This is a genomic window from Micromonospora sp. BL1, from assembly GCF_003667485.1.
In the GTDB taxonomy this organism is placed as follows: Bacteria; Actinomycetota; Actinomycetes; order Mycobacteriales; family Micromonosporaceae; genus Micromonospora; species Micromonospora tulbaghiae.
Map to the genome: position 1 here is coordinate 35,439 of NZ_RCVK01000191.1, position 16,097 is coordinate 51,535.

Here is a 16,097-nt window from a genome sequence, read left to right on the forward strand (position 1 = left end):
GGAAGCGACGTGGCGGACGACGACCTCCAGTGGCGCGAGCGGCAGCGCCGCGCGGTGCGGGCACACGCCGAGGCCGAGGCCCGGCAGCGCGCCGCGGACCAGGCCGAGGCGGCGGCACTGGTGGCGTCGTTCGCCGCCGAGGCGATCCGCCTCGGGCTGCGCACCACCCGGCTCTCCGCCCGCTCCTACGACGGGCGGGCGCGTTACCGCACCCGGATCAGCGGCTGGTACATCGACCGGGCCCACACCCGGGCGGTGGATCGGGACGGTCGCTTCCATCTGCTCACCGTGCCGGCGAGCCTGCGCGCCCGGCTGTTCGGAGTGGATCCACAACCGGACCCGCCGCCCCTGGTGCTGGGCAAGGGCGGTCGCGACGGCGAGTCCGTTCCGCTGCGTGACGCGCTGCGGCGACGGCTCGCCGCCGGGGACTCCTGGGGGTAGTCGGCGGCGGACGCGCGCCGCCGTCGACACCTCACCGGCCCACTGTCGTTTGACCATCAGTGACGACGATGCGAATTGAGATCCTGGACGCCCGCAGCACGTCGGACCGCGAGCGCTGGGCCGCCCTCCACCAGACCTGGAGCCGCCGGGAGGTCTTCGCCCATCCGGCCTACCTCAGGCTCTTCGCGGGCCCGGAGGACCAGCCGTTGGCTGCGTACGCCCGGACCGGGAGCGGTTTCATCCTCTACCCGTTCCTGCTCCGCCCGGTCGACGCGCCGCACCTGGACGTGCCGCCGGGCCGGTATCACGACGTCACCAGCCCGTACGGCTACGGCGGCGCCTTCCAGGAGGGCGCCGACGAACTCGACGCGAAGAGGTTCTGGGAGTCCTTCGACGTGTTCTGCGCCCGCCGCAACGTGGTGTCCGAGGTCACCCGCCTCACGCTCTTCGACGACGAGCGGCTTCCCTCGCCCGGCCCGGTCCGGGAGAAGCTCGTCAACGTGGTCCGCGACCTGCGCACCAGCGACGAGGACATGTGGCGCGAGTTCGACCACAAGGTGCGCAAGAACGTCAACAAGGCCCGCCGGAACGGGGTGACGGTCGAGGTCGACCTCGACGGCGCACGGCTCGACGACTTCCTGCGGATCTACCAGGGCACAATGGACCGGCGGGCGGCGACGAGCGGCTACTACTTCCCGCGTGACTTCTTCCAGACGATCATCGACGAACTGCCCGGGCAGTTCGCGTTCTTCCACGCACTGCACGACGGGCGGGTCGTCTCCACCGAACTGGTGCTGTCGAGTGCGCTGAGTCTCTACTCCTACCTCGGCGGCACCGAGCAGGCCGCATTCGACCTACGCCCGAACGACCTGCTCAAGTTCGAGATCTGCCGGTGGGGACGCGCCCAGGGCCGGATCCGGTTCGTCCTCGGCGGCGGGTATGCCCCGGACGACGGGATCTTCCGGTACAAGCGGGCCTTCGCCCCGCACGGGCTGGTGCCGTTCCACCTCGGTACCCGCGTCCTCGACGAACCGGTGTACCGGCGACTGTGCGAAGCGCACCAGCAGGAGGGGACGCGGCGGGACGCGGCCTGGTCGGCGTCTCCGGATTTCTTCCCCGAGTACCGATGTGCGTTGCCCGGCAGCCGCTGACCGTCAGCGGGAGGCGTCCCGCCGCTCGGATGGTGGGTCCGACTGCGGCGTCGGAGGCAATGCCTCGCCGGCCGACGGGCGGCGGCGGCCGGGCACCCGGGACGTTCCGGCCGGGCGGCTGTACCGCCCCCACCAGAACCGCTGGACGCCCAGGGTGAGCAGACCGGCGAGCACGATGGCACACAGGTTGATCACGAGTTGGAGAGCGGAGCCGGCCGCCTCGTGCCACACACCGTAGGCGAGCGCGACCGCGACGTTCGCCGCCGCCGGCACCGTGGTGACGGAGATCAGGACACCGACCAGGGAGCCGGACTTCTTCGACGTCAGTGAGAGCATTCCGGCGATCCCGGCCAGCATGCCGACCAGCCAGGAGAGCGCATCCGGGCGCCAGATGAAGTCGGTCAGGGGCCGCTCGGCGACGAGCATCTCCCGGGCGACCAGGCCCGCGGCCGTCAGTGCCCAGGTGCTGAGCACCGTGACCACCATCGCCACGACGAAGCCGACCACCAGCGCACGGAGGGCGGAACGGACCGTCCGGCCGTCGCGCCGCAGCAGGGCCACGCACAGAGCGGCCAACGGCCCGAACTCCGGGCCGACCACCATCGCGCCGACCACCAGGATGGGCTGGTCCAGGAGGACGCCGATGCCGGCGATGACGGTGGCGACGATGATCAGCGCGAGGTAGGTGCCGGAGAGCTGGGTCTGCTCGCCGGTCTGCGCGGCGATCTCGTCCCAGACCACCGCATCGGTGCCGCTGCCCGGCACGGTGTCGGCGGCCTTCTCGGCCGCTGCGGACAGGGCCAGTTCCACGTCGGTGACGGAGACGCCACCGTTCTGCTCGACACCCAGCTCCTGAAGGCCGCGCAGCACCCCGTCCGCGCTCTCCCGCACCACGTCGCAGAGGATCAGGTCGCCGGGTGGCTGCCGGGCCGCGTCCGGGAGGACCGCGAGGTGGGTGACACCGGGATCGGCAGCGAGGAGGTCGGCCACGGCCGCCGATCGTTCGGACGGCGCGATCAGTCGCAAGTGCAGCACCGGCGGATGCTATCGAACCGGCGCGATCCCTCTCCCCGTCCGGGCGCGCGGAACGATCGGGAGTGACATTCGGATAAGGCGGAAGACTGCCCTATAAACGATTTCCGATGGGATCGGTTACGGCTCCACAAGCAATTATATGAATAGACGGGAGAATCACCCGAGGAGAGTGTTCTTGGGGAATCATCGGTGACGCCGCACAAATGCATTGGAGCGTCATGGGCTATCGGATTTTCCTCTCTCCCCCGGACGTCGGCCCCCTGGAGGAGTCGTACCTCCTGTCGGCACTGCGGTCCGGCTGGGTGGCGCCGACGGGACCGGAGCTCGACGCGTTCGAAGAGGAGATCGCGCAGCGGAGCGGGAGACGCCACGCGGTCGCGGTCAGCTCCGGCACGGCGGCGCTGCACCTCGCGCTGCTCTGCACCGGCGCCCGGGCGGGCAGGGTCGTCGTGGTACCGACCCTCACCTTCGCCGCCACCGCCAACGCGGTGACGTACACCGGGGCGGAGCCGGTCTTCGTGGACTGCGATCCGAACACGGGCAACATCGACGTCGCGCTGCTGGCCGAGACGCTGAGCCGGCTGCACGCCGAGGGCGCCGAGGTGGCCGCCGTGGTGCCGGTCGACCTGTTCGGCGCCTGCGCCGACTACACGTCGATGCTGCCGGTCTGCGCCGAGGCGGGGGTGCCGGTCGTCGCGGATGCCGCGGAGGCGCTGGGCGCCGCCCACGCGGGCCAGCCGGCCGGATCGTTCGGCCTGGCCGCCGCCTTCTCGTTCAACGGCAACAAGATACTCACCACGTCCGGCGGTGGCATGCTCGTCTCGGACGACCAGGAACTCGTCGCGCGCTGCCGGTACCTCGCGACCCAGGCGCGCCAGCCGGCCGTCCACTACGAGCACACCGAGGTCGGCTACAACTACCGGCTGAGCAACCTGCTCGCCGCGTTGGGCAGGGCGCAGTTGCGCCGGCTGGACCGCATGATCGCCCAGCGCCGCCAGGCCCGGGAGCGATACGCGAAGCTCTTCGCCGCGAGCCCCGGTGTGCGCCTGCTCAACGACGCCGACGGCGACGCCAACCACTGGCTGACGGTCATCGTGGTCGACCCGCAGGAGGCCGGCTGGCACGCCTCCGATCTCGCCTCGCACCTGGCACGGCACGGCATCGAGACCCGACCGGTGTGGAAGCCGATGCATCTTCAACCGGTGTTCCGCGACGCACGGCACATCGTCACCGGCGCCGCCGAGCGACTGTTCGCCCAAGGGCTCGCTCTGCCCAGCGGCTCTGCCACCACCGAGGCCGAGGCGCAGTTGATCGACGACACCATCGGCCGATTCCTGCTCAATCCGTGAGCCGGAGGCCGGCGGCAGAAGTCGGCCTCCGGGGGACGGCCCAGTGGTCGTCCGCGTCACCGCACCACTAGCCATCGGAAGGACACTGACACGTGAGGCTGACCATCACCGAGGAATGCCGTTACGTCCGCACCCCGGACAACCGCTTCTGGGTCACCTTCGGCACCGACTACGCACTCTGGTGCCGCTACCTGGAGGCCTTCGACGAGGTGCGGGTCGTGGCTCGGGCTCGCGACGTGGCGGAGGTTCCGCCGAACGCCCTCCGCGTCGACGGTGACCGGGTGTCGGTGGCGCCCATTCCCTACTACCAGGGGCCGCGACAGTACGTACGGCAGATGCCACGGATAGACCGGGCCGTCCGCAGGATCGCCGCCGACGCGGAGGCGGTGTTGCTGAGGACGCCGTCGACGATCGCCACCCACATGCACCGGCACATCATGCGACGCGGTCTTCCCTATGCGATGGAGGTCATCGGCGACCCGTACGCCGTCTTCGCCCCCGGAGTGGTGGAACATCCGCTGCGGCCCTTCCTGCGCGCGTGGACCACCCGCAACCTCAAGCGGCAGTGCGAGTCCGCGGTGGCCGTGTCGTACGAGACGAGCCGGACGCTGCAGGCCCGGTACCCGACCCGGCCCGGGGCGCTCTCCACCGGCATCAGTTCGGTCAACCTGCCGCCCGCCGCCTACGTGCAGGAGCCCCGCACTCACCGGCCGCCCTACGGATCGGTCACCCTCATGTCAGTCGGCTCGCTGGAGCAGCTGTACAAGGGCATCGACACGCTGATCGAGGCGATCTCCCTGTTGGGACCGTCGACACCGGCGGTACGGCACGTCCACGTCGGTCCCGGTCGCTACCAGCCCGCCCTGGAGGAACTCGCCACCCGCCTGGGGGTACGCGACCGGATCACGTTCGCCGGGTGGATTCCCACCGTCGAGGCGCTGCGGCACCGGCTCGACAGCGCAGACCTCTTCGTCATGCCGTCCCGGACCGAAGGTCTCCCCCGGGCTCTGATCGAGGCCATGGCCCGCGCGTTGCCGGCCGTCGGCTCCACGGCCGGCGGCATCCCCGAGCTACTCCCCCCGGAGATGCTGTTCACCGCCGGTGACGCCGACGACCTCGCCAAGGTCCTCCGTCGCACCCTGGCGGACCGGGAGGGAATGGTTGCCGCGTCGCGGCGCAACCTCGCGGTCGCCCGGGAGTTCGCCGAGGACAGCCTCGTCCCGCGGCGTACCGAGTTCTACCGGGCGGCCCGCGGTCTCATGTCGGGCCGGCCGAGGCTGCCGCAACCCGCCGCCCCCGCCGCGGAGTCCGTCCGGCACGAGAACCGGCCGGCCTGATAATCCGGCCATGACGACAGGAGGCCGGCACTCGTTCCGAGTGCCGGCCTCCTGTCGTCGGGTCAGACGGGCGTGCGGTCGCGTGCTGCCGTCGGCTGCCCAGGCATGGTGATCGTCTCCCGCCAGCCCCGGTACCAGTCGACGGTCCGGCTCACCCCTTCGGTGAGGGAGACGGTCGGCTCGAAGCCGGTCAGCCGCCGCAGGTTACCCAGATCGGGGCACCGGCGTCGCACGGATCGGTCCGGGGCCGGCATGGGCAGCAGCGTGGCCGAGACGCCCACCACGTCGAGCACGAGCCGAGCGAGATCGGCGATGTTCGTCTGCTCCCTGTCGTTCCCGATGTGCACGATCTCCGGGCCCTCGACAGCGGCGCCCATCAGTCGCACGACCGCCTCAATCGCGTCGTCGACGTAGCAGAACGCGCGGTACTGATCGGCCCCCCACACCCGGAACGGGTTCTCACCCTCCATCGCCCGCAGGGCCATTTCCGGAACGACGTGGTCGGCACCCATCCGGGGCCCGTAGACGTTGTGGAATCGGCCGATGACCACCGGCACGCCCGTGGCACGGGCGTGGTGCAGCAGCATGGCCTCGCCAGCGAGCTTGCTGATGGCGTACGACATCCGGGGAGATGCCACGTCGGCAATCATGATCGGGACATCTTCCGGTGTGGGAACCGGCACCAGGCCGGCATCGACGCCACCGGCGTAGATCTCGCTCGTCGAGCTGAAGAAGACCTTCGGCCCGGGCCGCAGCCAGTTCACGAGATGGGCCACGGTGAGCGTGTTGACACGCAGCACCCGGCTGGGGTCCGCCTCGACGTTCCGCACGCCCACCACGGCGGCCAGCAGATACACCTGGTCGACGTCGGGCTGCAGCCGTGCCCAGGCCTCGGGCCGCGTCAGGTCGGCGGAGACGACGTCGACGCCGGCACGGGCGCGCAGAGCCGCCACCCGTTCGTCGTCGGAACCGCGTGAGAAGTCGTCGACGACAGTGACCTGGCAACCCTCGGCACTGAGCCGCTCCACGAGGTGGAGGCCGACGAAGCCTGCCCCGCCGAGCACGAGCGCGCGCATCAGGCGGTCACCGCCGTGGTGTCGGCCTTCGGAATCCGATAGCCGATACCGGCGTACCGGATGCCCGCCGCCCGGACCTCGCCTTCGTCGAGGACGCGCCACGAGTCGAACAGCACCTTGACGGACGTCCCCGCGAGCAGAGCGCCGACCGGCAAGGACCGGTAGTCGGGATGATCGGTGAGGACCAGCACCGCATCGGCCTCACCGAACGCCTTGTCGAGGCTGGTCGGTTCGCCGCCGTACCGGCGGATGACGTCACCGCTGACCATCGGGTCGTGACCGACCACCTCCAGCCCGGCAGCCCGGAAGATCGGCATCATCGTGGCGATCGGCGTACCCCGCATGTCATCGGTGGGCGGCCATCCCTTGTACGCCCACCCGAGCACGGCCAGCCGGGCTCCCGCGAGCCGGGGGCACGTCTGCCGGATCAGCTCGACCACGTTCTCGGCGACGTGGACCGGCAGGTCCTCGTTGAGCTGCCGGGCCGCGTTGACCAGGAGCGGCGTCCGCTGCCCCGCGCTCTCGACCATCAGGTACGGATCTTTGGACAGGCAGCCCCCACCGACATACCCGGGCTTGCTGAGGTCCGGACGCGGATAGTTCAGGTTCGCCGCCCGGATCACCTCCAGCGGGTCCAGCTGGTGGTTCTCCGCGACGAGCGCGAGCTCGTTGCCGAACGAGTAGATCAGGTCGGTGTGGCAGTTGTTCGCCAGCTTCACCAGCTCCGCCGCCTCCAGGCTGGAGACCGGGACCAACTCCCGGGCGAGGCCGCCGAAGAACGCCAGCCCCGCCTCGAGGCTGTCGGCGTCCAGCCCACCGACCACCTGCGGCAGATCGACCAGCTCACGCAGGGCCTGTCCCTGGATGGTGCGTTCCGGGGCCATGACGAGGCGCACCTGGCCCCAAGCCCGGGCCAGTGGCGGCAGCACGACACGCCGGCTGACGCCGACGGGCACCGTGCTCCGGACCACCACCAGGGTTTCCGGCCGGCAGCGCCGGGCGACCGTCTCGGCCGCGGCGGCGAGGTGCTCCAAGCGGCCACGGCGGGTGGTCTCGTCGACCGGGGTCGAGACGCACAGGACAACGGCGTCGAGGTCGCTCGGCAACTCCTCCTCGATGAGCAGGGACCGCCCGACGTGCGCCGCGAACACCTCCTCGATACCCGGCTCGTACACATGGACTCGCCCTGCGCGCAGGGACTCCCGAACCTGGGGTTGGGTGTCCACGCCGTGGACCTCGTACCCCTTCGCGGCCAGTGCGGCAGCCAGCGTCACGCCGACGTACCCGAGTCCGACGACCCCTATCCGCTGATACAACCTCTACTCCTTCGGCAGTGCGGTCCGGTCAAGGTCGGACGCCTCCGCCCAGATGGCCTTCACCGTGTCTGTCACTTCGTAGGCAGGACTCCAACCGAGCCGCCGGGCTTGCGAGATGTCCGCACACATCCAGGTCACGCCCGCGGAGCGGTGGCTGTCCTCGGCGGGTGCCGCCTCCGCGATCCCGCCGGTGAAGCCCGCCGCCGCAGCCAGTTCCCTGATCACCGTGCGCACCTGCACCGCCCGGCCGGTACCGACGTTGAGGACGGGATGCGGCGTCTTCGGTGCCGCCACGACGGTGACCACGGCGCGAGCGACGTCCCGGACGTCCACGAAGTCCCGATACGCGCCGAGCGGCCCCAGGGCGATCTCCGGGGCGCCGTGTGCCAGTCCGGCCCGCAGCAGACGTACCGCCCGACCCAGGACGTTGTCCCGCGACAAACCGGCACCGATGGGGTTGAACACCCGTAGTACGACACCGTCCACGCGGTTCGCCGCGACGGCGAGCTCCATCAGCCGGGTGGCGGCCAGGTGACTCAGTCCGTACGCACTCACCGGCGCGCCCGGCCAGGTCTCTGGCACCGCAATGCCGTCGGGAACGATCCCGTACTCGCCGGCACTGCCGAGCCGGATCAGCCGGGCCTGGGGCGCGGCGGCCGCCACGGCCTCGACGAGCTTGGCGGTGACGAGGGTGTGGGCCGCGACCATGTCGTGATCGGTTCCGGAGAGCAGGCCGGTGCAGTTCACCACCGCCACGGGCCGGTGCGCCCCGATCAGCGCGCCCAGCTCACCCACGGTGGCCGTGAGCAGGTCACACTCGGCGCGACGGGGAGAGACGACATCGTGTTCGCCGGCGAGGGCAGCATGGACGTGACGGCCGACGAAGCCGTTGGCGCCGAAGAGCAGAACACTCGTCACGGCGTCTCCCGGAGGCCGGCGGGCAGGAGGATGTCCCGCTGTGCCTCGAAGGTTCGGTTGGCCTCGTCGTAGTCCTCAGGACGGCCGATGTCCAGCCAGTAGCCGTCGAAGGGGTAGTCGGCCGGGTACTGCCCCTGCTCGATGAGACTCGTCATGAGCTGGTCGAAGCCGAGCGGCATGCCGGCGGGGTAGGACGCCACGGTCTTGGCCGCCAGGCCGTAGACCCCCATGCTCACCCGATAGTCGAGGGTGGGCTTCTCGGCGAACTCGATCACCCGGCCGTCGGACACGGCGAGCACCCCGAAGTCCACCTTGACCTGACGGCGGAAGGTCGCCACTGTCAGCGGCGCGCCGCCGGCGGCGTGGGTCCGCAGCAGGTCGCCGTAGTCGAGGTCGGTGAGGATGTCGCCGTTCATGACCAGGAAGTGCTCGGGCAGGCGGTCACGGAGCCCGAACAGCGGGCCGACGGTCGACAGCGGCACCCGTTCCTCGGTGTAGTCGACCCGCAGTCCAAACCGCCGGCCGTCTCCCACGAAGGCGCGGATCAGCGACCCGAGGTGGTTGACCGCGAGCGTGACGCCGCTGAACCCGGCCGCCGCGAGCTGGTGCAGGACGATCTCCAGGATCGCGTAGCTGTCACCGATGGGCACCAGCGGCTTCGGCAGCGCTGTGGTGTACGGACGAAGCCGCGTCCCCCGACCACCGGCCATGATCACCGCGTGCATGCCGCACCCCCCGCCTCGCCGGCCGCGGCCGTCCGCAAGCTCTCCCGTGCCTGCGGCGCCGTGCCGGTACCGCAGGTGGGCGGACCGTCCGGCACGACGATCCCGCCGGCCGAGCCCGTTTCCCTGAGAGCACACGTCAGGTTGGACCCCACGGAACCGGCACCCTCCGTGACGACGAATTCCACATCTGCTCCTACCGGTCGCGCGCCTCTCCGCAGGAGCAACGAAAAATAGGAGCTTTGGTTACTAAATGGCGCGAGCATCGTTCTTAACGCCAAAGCGACTATAAGCCTCGTACCACTCGTGACGAGGGTCTGAACGCTCGGAGGCGAACCCGTGAAGCCTGCTCCCCGGTCCGGTGCTGCCGCCCACGACCCGACCGGCCGACCGGCACTGCGCGTCGCCGTCATCGTCAAGACGAACTACGGCGGACTCTGGACCATCCCGCAGGCGTGCGCCCTGCGGGATCGCGGCCACGAGGTGGTGGTGATCTGCCCACCCGGCGGGCGCCTGAACGACCGCCTGGCCGAGGCCGGGATCCGGACGGTGGCGTCGCCGTTCTCGTTCCGCTTCCGGCCCAGCCCCACCACGCTGTCCGAGCTGTGGCGGCTGCGCCGCCTCGTCCGCCGCCTGCGGCCCCAGGTGCTCTACCACCACCTGTACGCGGCCACGCTGGGCGCACGGCTCGCGACCATCGGCCTGCCCCTGGCCCGGGTGCAGTTCGTCGCCGGCCCCGCGTTCCTGGAGTCACGGGCGGTCCGGATGGTCGAGCGGATGCTCTGGCGGCTGGACCGCACGATCATCTGCGGCACCCGCTACACCTCCCGCCTCTACGGCGAGCTGGGCGTACCGGCGTCGCGCCGGCCGGCCGTGACCAGCGGGCTCAACCTGGCCTGGGCGACCGCCGACCTCCCGGACGACACGGCGGCGACGCGGGCGGAGGCCCGGGCGAAGTGCCGGGCCGATCTCGGGCTGAGCCCGGACCAGTTCGTCGTGATCATGGTGGCGTACGTCTATCCCCCGCGGAGGCTCGCCGCGCACCGGGACCGCGCGTTCAAGGGCCACGACGTCCTGCTCGCGGCGTGGCAGGAGATCCGGTCCCGGCACCCCGAGGCGGTGCTGATGCTCGTCGGAGGCGGCTCGGACCAGGCCGGCGAGGACCACCGGCAGGAGCTGATCCGCCGGTTCGGGGTCGCCGACGACCACTCCGTCCGCTGGATCGACACCGCCGACGACGTGCGGCCCTACTACCGGGCGGCGGACCTCAGCGTGAGCCCGTCGCTGAGCGAGGGGCACGGCGCGCCGCCCGAAGCGGCGTTGCTGGACGTGCCCAGCATCGTCAGTGACGCCGGCGGGCTGCCGGAGACGGTGGACGAGAGCTGCGGGTGGGTGGTCCCCCGGGACGACCCGGCCGCCCTGGCGCAGGCCATCGAGCACGCGTACGCCGAGTTTCGGTCCGGGCGTCTCGCCGAGCGCGGGGTACGCGCCCGCGAGCGGTCGCACCGGCACTTCGACAACCGGATCTCCGCGGTGCGGATGGCCGAGGTCATCGAGCACGCCGCGGGCGTCGGCGGACCACCCGGGGAGTACGCCCCGCAGGCCGCCGGGAAGGGGCACTCCCGGTGAGCCCCGGCCGGCGGTCGATCGAGCTGCGGCTCAAGCGGCTCATCGACATCACGGTGGCGCTCGTCGTGCTCGTGGTGACCGCGCCGGTGGTGGCGGTCGCCGCGCTGCTCGTCCTGGCCCAGTTCGGCAGCCCGGTCTTCTTCCGCCAGGAACGCACCGGCCGGTACGAGCGCCGCATCCGGGTCCTCAAGCTCCGGACGATGTCCGACGACCGTGACGCGGAGGGCCGGCTGCTGCCCGACGGGGTCCGCTGCCGGGGCGTCGGCCGGACCCTGCGGCGGTTGAGCATCGACGAGCTGCCGCAGTTGGTCAACGTGCTCCGCGGCGACCTCAGCCTGGTCGGTCCCCGGCCGCTGCTGCTGCGCTACGACCCCTGGTACACCGACCGGGAGCGCAAGCGTTTCGAGGTGCGGCCGGGCATCACCGGGCTCGCGCAGGTCAACGGCCGCAACGACCTGGCCTGGACCGAGCGACTGGAACTGGACGTCCGCTACGTTCTCGACTGGTCCCTCTGGCTCGACCTGCGCATCCTCGCGCGGACCGCGGGCAAGGTCCTGCGCGCCTCCGGCGTGGCGGTCGACCCGTCGGCGCAGATGCTCGACCTCGACCAGGAACGGCGCCTCACCGGCGTCCGCTGAGGCACCGCATCGGCCCTCAGCCCTTCGCACGGCGGCGCGGTCCACGTACCGGATCCCTTCTCTCGGCCGCGGCCGACGACGAGCACACGATCGATCCCCGAGCCGTGAGGGCACGGGGATCGATCGGTGGCGGGGTGGGCTCAGCGAGACCGCGGGCGGCGCGTGTGGTGCGCCCTCCCGGCGGCGTCGCGGAGGATGTCCAGGTAAGAGCCGAGCTGGTCCTCGCGGAACAGGCCGTCCATCGCGGCGGCCGGCACCGCCGGCAGTCGTCCGGTCCGCTCCTTCACGGCGAGCCACTCCCGAAGCCGTGCCGCGATCGCAGCGGGGTCGTTGCACACCACCCCGGCACCCCTGTCCCGCAGGAGTTTCGCCGCCACCCCGCCCTCGTACCCGAGGAGGAGGATGGGGCGCCGGGCCTGGAGGTAGTCGAATATCTTGCCGGTCACCGTGCCGGCATCCCGCGGGTCGTTCCACATGAGCAGGACGAGCGCATCAGCGTCAGCCTGGATCCGCCATGACTTCTCCGGCGGGACGTAACCGAGGTTGGTGACCGACTCACGCACGCCGGCCCGTCCAGCCGCGACATCGACGATCCCGTGGTCCTCGCCGGCGAACGTCACGTGCACCCGGCTGGCGTCGTCGCCCAGCAGCGCGATCGCCTCCAGCAGAGGGCCGGGATCCCGACGCCCCGGGTAGACGTATCCGGTGTGTGCCAGTGTGAGAGTCGCCCGGCCGCCGCCGACAGGAGCGGCGTCGACCGATCCGGCAGGCGGGGGCCGCCGGTCGATGCCGTTCATGACCACATGCGTGTCCACCCCGAACGTACGGCGGACCGTCTCCGCCAACGGCTCCGACACTGTCACACAGGCCGTCACCGATCGCAGGAGGCGGCGCTCCAGCTTCTCGTCCACCGCCCGTCGCGGTGCCGAACGCACCCAGTACTCGTTACCCACGGACCAGAGGTCGCGGTAGTCCGCGACCCATGGCACCCGGAGCCGGTTGGCGATCGCGGCCGCCACCAGGAAACCGGAGAACGGCGGTGCCGACACCAGGACGACATCGGGACGCCAGTCTCCGGCCGACCGGCGGAACGCACGGATGGCCGGCCGGACCCAGTTGAGCTGTGGGTCGGGGACGAGCAGTTCCAGGCCGGCACGGACGAGCGAACGGTTGGCCTTCGCCCTCAGCCTGGTCAGTCGCGGCACCGGCCGGGCGACTTCGCCGTCGGCCGGCACGGCCTCGATCCGCCTGACCCTGGGAAGCTGGGGCGACGGCTCGGCGCGGATCACGCGGTCCTCGGGCACCAGGGTGGGCTCGTCCCCCTGCCCGGCGGCGACGGTGGTCAGCACACGGACGTCCCAGCCCTGCTGGAGCGCGAAGGCGGCGAGGGCACCGGGCCGGCGGGCACCGACCGACTCCGCCGGCGGAAAGTAGTAGGAGACGATCAGCAAGCGCAACGCTGACTCCGATTTCCGTTCTCGATCGGTCATGGCCGGCACCCCGGCCGCCCGTGGTACGAGCCCTGCATCTGGGCACACTCCTTTTCCAGACCTGACACATGCATCAACGACGCCGCACAGAGTCGAGATGCGCAAAAGGTTCAAATAGGGCCGTCCCGCCGTCCATCAGCTCTGTGGAACGAGTCGGGGGGACGAGGCGGCACGTCTCGCGGCTCGGCTCGCCACCGTCACCACACGCAACGACATGAGCCAGCCGACGCCGTACGTGACAGCTCCGGAGAGACCGAACGCCCAGACGGCGATCAGCGCGGATCCGTCGGCCAGCGCCACCGCGGAGACAGCGCCCGCGATCACCAGGACACGGCCCGCGTCCCAGGCAAGTTGGAGACCTTGACGTTCGAACACGACCAGCGTCTGGGAGAGCGGTGACGCGACGAACTGAGCCGCCATGAAGACGGCCAGCGCCTGTGCGTAGTCGGCGCTGCTGTGCCACTGGGGCCCGAAGATCAGGGAGAACGCCGACGGCGCGGCGAGCACGACGGCAACCGCACCGGGCACAGCGATCAGTGCCAGTCTCCGCGTCGCGCCGATGAAGATCCGCCGCCCGTCCGCGGCACGCTCCCGGGCGGCCCTCGCGATCTCGGCCAGGTAGACCTGGGCGACGGCGGAGGACACCAACGCGATCGGCATCGCGATCACCCGCTGGGTCAGGCCCAGCCAGCCGGCGACCGTGCTGCCGTACCAGGAGGCGATGAGCAGAACCGGCAGCTGAGTACCCAGGATGTTGAGGAGTCCGGACGGCGCCATGAGAAAGGGGAACCGGCGGTATCTCCGAGCCACGGCCGCAAGGCCCCGGAACCGCGCGCCGCCCGCCGCCGCGCCGCGCCGGCGCGCGCCCCGGAGCAGGACCCCGGCGGCAACCACCTGCCCGAACCCGAACCCGAGCGCCAAGCCGCCGGACCGCAGACCCGCCACGCCGGCCACGAGCTGCGTGGCTACGACGCCCACGGCCTGGAACAGGTTGCGCCGACCGATCATGCCGTACCGGCGGTGTCGCACGGCGAACTGGTTGAGCACCAGAACCGTGCCCATCGCCGCGGCGGTGGGCGGAACCACCCACAGCCAGGGCGCAAGATCGGGCTGGTCGAACCACCGAGCCACCTCGTCACGCAGGAGCAGCACCAGCAACGCCCCGACGGCGCCCGTCCCACAGGCCGCAGCGAGGCCCAGGGTCACCAACGCACGGGCGTCACTCTCCCGCTCGGGAATCGGGATCGCCATCTCCCACCGGAGCGCGGCCACCGTGCCGATGGTCATCGCCAACGCGGAGACCACGGCGAAGAGACCGAAATCGGCCGGACGGTAGATCCTGGCCAGAAGCGGAGCGGCCGCCAGCGCCAGCACCTGGCCGCCCGCCGACCCGGCGGCGATGCTGAGCACGCCGCGCCGGGCCCCCGACATGGTGGGCAACCGGGAACGGCGCCAGGTCAACCGAGAGCCCGCGCCCGGCCGGCGTGTTCCCAGAGCCCGCGCCCGCTCGGCGGGCGGGACGGGGACATCGACCCCCATGCCCCGGCACGGGCCTGCCGCCGGGCACCGACCGCGCCCGGCCGCCCGCCGGCGGCCCGTGCTCGCGCTCCGGCGAGCAGGAGCACGCCGAGAGCCAGCACGACGAAGAGCGGTCGATCCCCGTTGATGTCGCCGGAGGTCGACACCGCCACCGCGTAGAACGCGAGCAGGCCGAGGACGAGCCCTGCTGCGGGCTCACGTCGGCTGACGACCCAGAGTCCGAACGCCACGGCGAGGACGGCCAGGACGAAGACGCCTCCCACCAGCCACCCCGCCTCGGCCGGTAGTTCGAGCCAGAGGTTGTGCGGATACCTGTAGACGGCCATGCCGGAGTAGTCACCCCAGTTGCCGTAGCCGATTCCGCCCGGGTTCTCGGCGATGATCGGCGTGGTTGCCTCGCGCATGCCTGCGCGCGCGCTACCGAACAGCTCCTCGCTCGGGTCGACCACGAGGGCGTACACCCGAGGCGGCAGCAGTGAGGGCAGGGCGGCGACGACCAGCACCAGGGCACCCATCAGGGTCAGGCCGACCCACTCACGGCGAACCTGCCGGATCTTCAGCCGCAGTCCGGCCAGGACGAGGAAGAACATGGCTACGACGGTGGCCAGCAGCGGCCCCCGGGAGCCGGTCGCGATCAGACCGAGGAGGAGTATCGCGGCCAGGAGAGCCGCCGGCCAGGCCGACAGACGCCTGCGCAGGTAGAGCCAGGTGAGGGCCACGAGCGCGGCCCCGACAGCTCGGGCCAGCCAGATCGGATTGGAGCCGAACCCACTCGCCCGCCCGCCTTCCGAGTCCCCCGTCAGGGCCGCGACCGCGAGCACCAGGCCCGACACGACGAACACGACGGCGAACATCTCGACGTCCCGCGGTCCGCGCAGCACCGCGACCGCCAGGGCGGCGGCCATCGTCAGGGTCACCAGCAGAAAGAACTTCTGCTGGCCGTACTCAGATTCCGGTGAGCGGGTGATCCCCGGCAACGCGAGCACTCCGAAGAGCACCAGAACCCAGAACACCACGACGCGGGCCCGGGAGGCCGGACGAAGGACCTCGTGGAGGATCAACGGCACCGCCAGCAGCACCGCGGTCACCACGAACCCGCGGGCGATCAGGCGCGGGAACTGGTCGAAGTTGAGCAACGCCACGACGATCGTGGCACGCACCACGGAGGATCCGACACCTGAGCCGGACCGCACCCGCGGGCCCGCTTCGAACGGCAGTCCGGGGCGGTTCATCACGCCGGCGGCCGACCGGCTCGTGCCGTGCGCCACCGTCACCTCCGGCTCCCCACCGCGCACCTCGGCGTCCGTCCGCGCAGGCTGCGCACCTCAAGGTCCGGCCGATGCCGCAGTCGGGCAACCGCCATGATCATGACTTGCATCGACGCTCCACTCGTCCCCGTTCCACCTCGCGTCCAACGAGTCGGAGCCGAGCACGGGTACGGAAGGTCGCCTGTTCG

The 16,097-nt window shown here is 71.2% G+C and carries 14 protein-coding genes; 6 read left to right on the top strand and 8 right to left on the bottom strand.

The window, feature by feature from the left end; translation table 11 throughout:
• Positions 1–9: 9 nt before the first annotated feature.
• Together EAD96_RS08980 and EAD96_RS08985 are read left to right on the top strand one after the other, a co-directional pair.
• Positions 10–441, top strand: coding sequence for a hypothetical protein (locus tag EAD96_RS08980; protein ID WP_225853079.1), 432 nt, complete (start codon positions 10–12; stop codon positions 439–441).
• 68 nt (positions 442–509) lie between these two features.
• Complete coding sequence (locus tag EAD96_RS08985) at positions 510–1,592, top strand: GNAT family N-acetyltransferase (protein WP_121683920.1); 1,083 nt, start codon at positions 510–512, stop codon at positions 1,590–1,592.
• 3 nt (positions 1,593–1,595) lie between these two features.
• Here the strand turns inward: EAD96_RS08985 and EAD96_RS08990 are convergent, their stop codons facing one another.
• Positions 1,596–2,627 carry a DUF389 domain-containing protein gene (locus EAD96_RS08990; protein WP_121683921.1) on the bottom strand — a complete coding sequence of 344 codons (1,032 nt, stop codon included), beginning with the start codon at positions 2,625–2,627 and terminating at the stop codon, positions 1,596–1,598.
• A 218-nt stretch (positions 2,628–2,845) separates the two neighbouring features.
• Here EAD96_RS08990 and EAD96_RS08995 point away from each other — a divergent pair, with 218 nt between their 5' ends.
• Together EAD96_RS08995 and EAD96_RS09000 are read left to right on the top strand one after the other, a co-directional pair.
• Positions 2,846–3,976, top strand: coding sequence for a DegT/DnrJ/EryC1/StrS aminotransferase family protein (locus EAD96_RS08995; RefSeq protein ID WP_121683922.1), 1,131 nt, complete (start codon positions 2,846–2,848; stop codon positions 3,974–3,976).
• A gap of 92 nt (positions 3,977–4,068) precedes the next feature.
• Positions 4,069–5,313, top strand: coding sequence for a glycosyltransferase family 4 protein (locus EAD96_RS09000; RefSeq protein ID WP_121683923.1), 1,245 nt, complete (start codon positions 4,069–4,071; stop codon positions 5,311–5,313).
• A 62-nt stretch (positions 5,314–5,375) separates the two neighbouring features.
• Here EAD96_RS09000 and EAD96_RS09005 read toward each other — a convergent pair whose 3' ends face one another.
• From EAD96_RS09005 to EAD96_RS09020, 4 genes are read right to left on the bottom strand one after another with little or no spacing between them, the layout of a single operon-like run.
• Entirely contained in the window at positions 5,376–6,389 is a 1,014-nt protein-coding gene (locus tag EAD96_RS09005) for an NAD(P)-dependent oxidoreductase (protein ID WP_121683924.1), read from the bottom strand.
• Positions 6,389–7,705 (bottom strand): nucleotide sugar dehydrogenase, encoded by a 1,317-nt coding sequence (locus EAD96_RS09010; protein ID WP_121683925.1) that lies wholly within the window; start codon positions 7,703–7,705, stop codon positions 6,389–6,391. Before EAD96_RS09010 ends, EAD96_RS09005 begins: the two co-directional genes overlap by 1 nt.
• A gap of 3 nt (positions 7,706–7,708) precedes the next feature.
• Complete coding sequence (locus EAD96_RS09015) at positions 7,709–8,623, bottom strand: NAD(P)-dependent oxidoreductase (protein WP_121683926.1); 915 nt, start codon at positions 8,621–8,623, stop codon at positions 7,709–7,711.
• Complete coding sequence (locus EAD96_RS09020) at positions 8,620–9,348, bottom strand: sugar phosphate nucleotidyltransferase (protein WP_121683927.1); 729 nt, start codon at positions 9,346–9,348, stop codon at positions 8,620–8,622. Before EAD96_RS09020 ends, EAD96_RS09015 begins: the two co-directional genes overlap by 4 nt.
• A gap of 336 nt (positions 9,349–9,684) precedes the next feature.
• On the opposite strand from EAD96_RS09020, the gene EAD96_RS09025 reads away from it, so the two are divergent.
• Both EAD96_RS09025 and EAD96_RS09030 read left to right on the top strand, forming a co-directional pair.
• Positions 9,685–10,974, top strand: coding sequence for a glycosyltransferase (locus tag EAD96_RS09025; RefSeq protein WP_121683928.1), 1,290 nt, complete (start codon positions 9,685–9,687; stop codon positions 10,972–10,974).
• Positions 10,971–11,612: a sugar transferase gene (locus tag EAD96_RS09030; RefSeq protein ID WP_121683929.1), complete on the top strand. Its 642-nt coding sequence runs from the start codon at positions 10,971–10,973 to the stop codon at positions 11,610–11,612. The genes EAD96_RS09025 and EAD96_RS09030 overlap by 4 nt, the downstream gene beginning before the upstream one ends.
• 140 nt (positions 11,613–11,752) lie before the next feature.
• On the opposite strand, the gene EAD96_RS09035 is transcribed toward EAD96_RS09030, so the two are convergent.
• The 3 genes from EAD96_RS09035 to EAD96_RS09045 all read right to left on the bottom strand — a co-directional run bounded on the left by EAD96_RS09035 (position 11,753) and on the right by EAD96_RS09045 (position 15,804).
• Positions 11,753–13,069 (bottom strand): glycosyltransferase, encoded by a 1,317-nt coding sequence (locus tag EAD96_RS09035; protein ID WP_158614782.1) that lies wholly within the window; start codon positions 13,067–13,069, stop codon positions 11,753–11,755.
• A gap of 168 nt (positions 13,070–13,237) precedes the next feature.
• A complete protein-coding gene (locus tag EAD96_RS09040; RefSeq protein ID WP_158614783.1) occupies positions 13,238–14,512 on the bottom strand; it encodes a lipopolysaccharide biosynthesis protein in 1,275 nt (424 codons plus the stop codon).
• A 47-nt stretch (positions 14,513–14,559) separates the two neighbouring features.
• Positions 14,560–15,804 (bottom strand): O-antigen ligase, encoded by a 1,245-nt coding sequence (locus EAD96_RS09045; protein WP_233585574.1) that lies wholly within the window; start codon positions 15,802–15,804, stop codon positions 14,560–14,562.
• Between the last annotated feature and the right edge of the window lie 293 nt (positions 15,805–16,097).